Below are 5,485 nucleotides of genomic sequence, written 5' to 3' on the forward strand. Positions count from 1 at the left end.
TCAAAAATCTGTTCATCCGTTAGTGCCTGTTCCTTTGCAGCCTCACAAACTGATTCCTTTGTTCCGCCATCTTTATAAAGATAAATTGCAACTTTTTTCTCATTGATTTTCTTATAAGAGATTCTGTTTTGAGCAGTATTAACAATATAGCTATCAGGAGAAACCTTGCCAGAAACAATATATTCACCCAACCCAAAGGAAGCATTTATCATTACTTCATCATAGCTGTTATTTTGTGGATTTACTGAAAAACCAATACCACTAATTGACGAACAAAGTTGCTTTTGAATAATTATAGCAATTCTTGTATTTGCAACAGAGATACCATGTTGATCCTTATACTCCATTACACGGAAATCAAACATAGAAGCAAACGCTTTCGCAACATGTCTTTCAATCGTTGCCGTAGTTACACCCAAAAATGTTTCATACATACCCGCGAAGCTTGTTCCCTGCAAATCCTCCTCTGGGGAAGAAGAACGAACAGCAAAAAAATCCGCGTTAATATTCTTCATTTCTGCAGAAAGTAACTTTTTTTGATCCTCGTCAAAAGTTAAGTTCTCCGCTAAAGCTTTCAAATTATCGCATTTTTCCTTTGTAACTTCTGAAATAAGAGATTTCCATTCCTCGGTCTCTTTCATTTTCTCTGTCCATGGTGTAAAAAAAGATATTGTCAAAGCTAGACCATCTGGGACAGGAAAACCTGCATTTGTCGTTTCTATCAGTGCCTTTGCCTTACCACCCACCTCGGAAAGCAGTGGCATTGTTTTTGAGTTGAAATTATAAACTTTATTCATGAGCACCTCCATTACATATAAAATACAGTCCTGAAAAATTCCAAATATCTATCTATTTCCTCTGTTTCACGCAAAATAATATCCGTTTTGCTAAGCCCAGTTCCGTCCTTGAGTATTTTGGTTATAAGTTTACTTAAAGTATTTATAATTGTACTTTTCATCAGTTCAACATCCACTTCCTTACGAAGCTGTGAAAAATCAAGATTTTCCTCAAATAGACGACTACTTATATCAGGCATTAACTTTTGCGTCAGTTCCTCAGCATAATCCCTCGCATATTTATCACAAAATTCGTAGAGATAAGGGTATTCTGCAAGAGTCTCTATTTTAGAAATCAATGCCTGCCTTACCCGCAATAAAAAGTCAGTATTAGACCAGTCAACAGAATCCACTACATTGCTTATAATTTTTTTCCCCGAAAAATACAAAAGAAATTCAAAAAGCTCCTTTTTGTTTTTGAAATAATGATATAAAAGGCCTCTGGAAATCTGGGCATTTTCCACGATTAGGTTTGTTGAAGCTTTTTCAAGACTATTTTTTGTAAACACCTCAAATCCACAATTTACAATACGAAGTACCCGTTCGTTTTCCAAGTCGATATGGTCAAAACGTTCTGTATCCATCCTTAATCCCTCCTTATGTGTTTTATTCTAATCTCTTTGAGAAATATATTCAGATAATTTCAAGGTTCCTTCTGCAATGACAAATACAGTTATCTATATTTCTAATAAGTAAAATCATCCCTCCAAACTTACCGACAACTTCTGTCTATTCCAACAATATCACAACCGACAGAAGTTGTCAATTTTTAAATATTAATCTCTATCTATCCCCGCCCTTTCTCAATTTTATAAAAAAAAACAACCTTTACGAATAAAGATTGCTTTAGGGATTTTAGATTTAATTTCGTTGTTAGTTTTGTGATGCTCCTAATAAACACTACATTCCCAAATGTTTGACATAATCTACAGTAGACATCAGTTCCATATTAAGATTGTCTTTAGTTTCTTCATGAATCTCACCTTGCGTTGCCATTTCATAGCCGGCTTGTTCCACAACTTGCAAATACTTCCTAACAATTACTTGCACATTTTCAGTTGTGCTTTTTAAAAGCTTACCACAATTTCTATATATTTCCAAAGCAGGCTTGCAAGGAGAAACAGAAAGTTGTAATATATCAAAATTTTTATTTCCAGGGAAACCACAATTAGATATAATAACAAATTTTTGTGTTTTAGGCTTTGTTTCTTCAAGGTCAAATCTACCTTTTGTTTCTGTTATAAGTGGTTGTTTCAATGGTATTAATCGATCTACGAAGTTTTTCAGCATTGCTGTCATATTCCAAGTGTAAACAGGAGTTGCAAGCACTACAATATCAGAGTAAGTATACTTTTGCATAAGCTCATTCATATCATCATCTATGATACATGTTCCGGGTGTTTTAAACCAGCAGGCAAAACAACCTTTGCAATGATTTATATTCTTTTCTGTTAAAAAAATGTTTTCCACTTCTGCTCCCGCTTTTTTTGCACCATTTAAAAAAGCTTCAGCAATTACATTTGTACTGCTGTTGATTCCAGCTGGACTTCCATTAAATACTGTTATTTTCATAATTCCTCCTATTGATTAACTGATAAATCATTCTTTTATTTCCAATTCAGGATATAGCTTCTCTGATAAATCATTCAAGAGAGAAACATCAGGACAACCAAGACCTCTTTCCCATTTAGAAATGCTTTTATCACTTATGTTCATTTTATCTGTAAGCTGTTTTCGTGTTAATTTTTTTCTACTCTAATTGCTTAATTACATTACCAACTTCTATATTTTACACTTTCTTTTCCTCCTAAAAGAATTGTATCTCAATAAAATGTGTATTTCAATAAACGCTCCGTAGAATCAAAATAGGTTAACTGCTCAAAAGTCAGCATCAAAAATTTTAGAAAAAATTATTATTCTCTATTTTCAAACAACGTCCTTATCCTAAAACTTTTTTGATACATTAACTCCGCTGCAATGGCAACAAGGCACCTTTGACGATTTCAAATTTGGGGAGGAAGTAGTATCTGCTATTGCAAATGACAAAACTTTGCTATCAGGTTGGAAGTAATTTTAGTGCTTACCGCTTATTTCTATACTGAAAAGAGGCAGGGTTTGTAGATCTTTTAAGTTGACTACAAACTCTGCCTCTTATTTGTTCACTGATTCTATATTCAATTTTGTTTTCAGAGCTAGTGTAAAACCATCATTTTCTTGCCCTATTCTTTCTTAAAATCCACAAGATATTGTAATTCAATTCTATTTTTCTTTCTCTGAAACATATTTTGTCATTTTTTATCTACTCAAGGGGTTCAGCCACTTAAGCTATGTTAAAGATCATCCCAGACATCCTATTTTTTGATAAGCTTTGTCTTGATTCTTTTTTCAACTGAAATGTCGAGCTTTCCATTAAAAATTCAGTTGATTCACTTTTTTAATGTAAGTATTAAAGTTAACCGATACCACCAAACATAACACCTGTAACGAGTGCGATAAATGCAAGTGGAACAAAAAGAAACTTACCAAGAGACATAAACCAAGAACCGATAGGTTTATTTGCACCTTCGTTAACTGAATCAAGGGCAAATTTGTCGCCTGCAACATAGAAGAACATAATACCTGCCAGCATAGCGCCAAGAGGACATACGTAAATAGAAACTGCATCCATCCAACCCGATACGATACCCTGTATGCACAGTGCAACCCCACATCCTACAACTGCGATTGCTCCAACTGCCTGAATTCTCTTCATCCCAAACCTCTCTTGAAGCGTAGCAACAGGTGCTTCATATAAGTTAATGAGTGAGCTTATACCTGCGAACAGTACACATACGTAGAAAATGATTCCTACTATCGTTCCACCAGGCATACCGTTGAATACATTAATGAGGTAGATGAACATAAGTCCAGGGCCACCTGATGAGAGTTCTGCACCACCTACTGCCATGGCAGGAATAATAACTAAAGCTGCAAGAAGAGCAGCAACAGTATCAAATATAGCTACATTACGGGCGGCAGTTATAACATTTTCAGATTTACTTAGATAAGAACCATAGATAACCGTTCCGTTACCTGCAATAGAAAGCGAGAAGAACGCCTGACCAAAAGCGAAAATCCAAACCTTTGGATCAGCCAGGCCTGCTGGATTAAGCGTAAAGATATATTTATATCCTTCATGTGATCCATGAAGTGTGAAGATATAGATTCCAAGCCCTAAAAAAAGTATAAACAATGTAGGCATCATAATTTTGTTTGCTTTTTCTATGCCACCGGCAACACCGAGAGCCATGATGGTAAGGCTGACTACTATTGCAATCATAATCCATAAGTTATTGCCCCAAGATATTGCGGTACTTCCAAACATACCACCAATCTGATCCATATCCTGCCCCATGGCGGCAAGCTTACCACTAAAAGCAAGAAAAGTATATTTAAATATCCAACCAACTACAACTGTGTAACCGATTGCTAGCGCAAGTGAACCCAGAACAGGAATTACGCCAATTGTTTCACCTGATTTTTTATTGCCGTTACGAAGCTGAGTGCATTTTCCAAATGCTCCTATTGGGCCTGCGCCCGCTGCACGTCCAAGTGCCATCTCTTCGATAACGCCGGTAGAAGCAATCAAAATTACAAATAAGAAGTACGGAAGCAGGAATGTCATGCCGCCCCATGCTGAAACCATATATGGAAAACGCCATATATTACCCATACCTACTGCTGAACCAATACATGCTAAGATAAATCCCCATTTGCTTTTAAATCCATCTCGTTGTGTTGTTTCACCCATATTTACCTCCCTCAAAAAATAAAATGATGGTATCCAACAAAAAAAATAAATATTCTTTGCGGACACCATCATAGTCATCCGATAATTTTACGCATTATCTATACTATATATGAAAAGTTCTTGATAGACAACTTTTCTTATTTGTTTGGATATGGCTCAAGGAATGCGTGGAAATGACGCATAGGAAGCTTATGTCCTAAAGTGATCCTCATATTAGGAATATTTTCTCTGTCTTCATATAGAGCTTTCACAGCTGCTATAACATAATCCAGATGTTCCTGACTGAACTGGCTGCGGTTGATGGCGAAACGAACTACGTTACAAACCTCGGCCTGCTGTTCCGGCGTCTTAAGATCATACTCCATGGAGTAATCACCAAGCTCAGACACTCTAATCCCGTATCTTCTGATCAATTCAAGGGAGAAGCCCTCTCCCGCAAATGATTCATGGCCACGTTTACCATCGAAGAATTCATCCATATTGATATATACACCATGGCCGCCGGCAGGAAGTACAACCCCCTTAACTCCAGCCTTGTAGAAGCCCTGTGCAAGATATTCGCACTGTTCTACCCTCTCCTTAAGGTAATTTACATTGCAGCACTCATAAAGACCAACTGCAAGCGCCATAATATCTCTTCCCGACATACCACCGTAAGAATCATTACCGTAGCAAGAAATCTGCTTCACTTTTAGAAGTACACCTACATCAGTCTTAACTGTTCCATCTTCGTTAAAGTCAGAAAAGTTTTTCCAGAAGAGTCCCTTGTCACGGAAAGCAAGCATACCGCCCATGTTAGCATGCCCATCCTTTTTAAGAGACGCACAGAAACCATCACAGTAAGAAAACATTTCTTTTG

General features: G+C 36.6%; 5 protein-coding genes and 1 pseudogene. All 6 read right to left on the bottom strand.

Features of this window, described 5'->3' with window-relative positions; genetic code table 11:
• Window positions 1–797, bottom strand: a 797-nt coding sequence (locus tag RTK36_RS10410) for a PEP/pyruvate-binding domain-containing protein (RefSeq protein WP_312046904.1), incomplete at its 3' end; no start/stop codon positions are given.
• Window positions 798–808: 11 nt separating this feature from the next.
• Window positions 809–1,420 carry a TetR/AcrR family transcriptional regulator gene (locus tag RTK36_RS10415; RefSeq protein ID WP_312046907.1) on the bottom strand — a complete coding sequence of 204 codons (612 nt, stop codon included), beginning with the start codon at window positions 1,418–1,420 and terminating at the stop codon, window positions 809–811.
• Between the two features lie 316 nt (window positions 1,421–1,736).
• Window positions 1,737–2,408 carry a flavodoxin family protein gene (locus RTK36_RS10420; protein ID WP_312046910.1) on the bottom strand — a complete coding sequence of 224 codons (672 nt, stop codon included), beginning with the start codon at window positions 2,406–2,408 and terminating at the stop codon, window positions 1,737–1,739.
• Window positions 2,409–2,435: 27 nt separating this feature from the next.
• A pseudogene (locus tag RTK36_RS16585) lies at window positions 2,436–2,573 on the bottom strand (helix-turn-helix domain-containing protein); the annotation flags it as partial.
• A gap of 715 nt (window positions 2,574–3,288) precedes the next feature.
• Window positions 3,289–4,626, bottom strand: a complete 1,338-nt coding sequence (locus tag RTK36_RS10430) for a sodium-dependent transporter (RefSeq protein WP_312046912.1) — start codon at window positions 4,624–4,626, stop codon at window positions 3,289–3,291.
• 137 nt (window positions 4,627–4,763) lie between these two features.
• On the bottom strand, window positions 4,764–5,485 hold a 722-nt coding region (locus RTK36_RS10435; protein ID WP_312046922.1), incomplete at its 5' end, for a beta-eliminating lyase-related protein.

Origin of the sequence: Anaerotignum sp., assembly GCF_031981185.1 — a bacterium.
Lineage (GTDB): Bacteria > Bacillota > Clostridia > Lachnospirales > Anaerotignaceae > Chakrabartyella.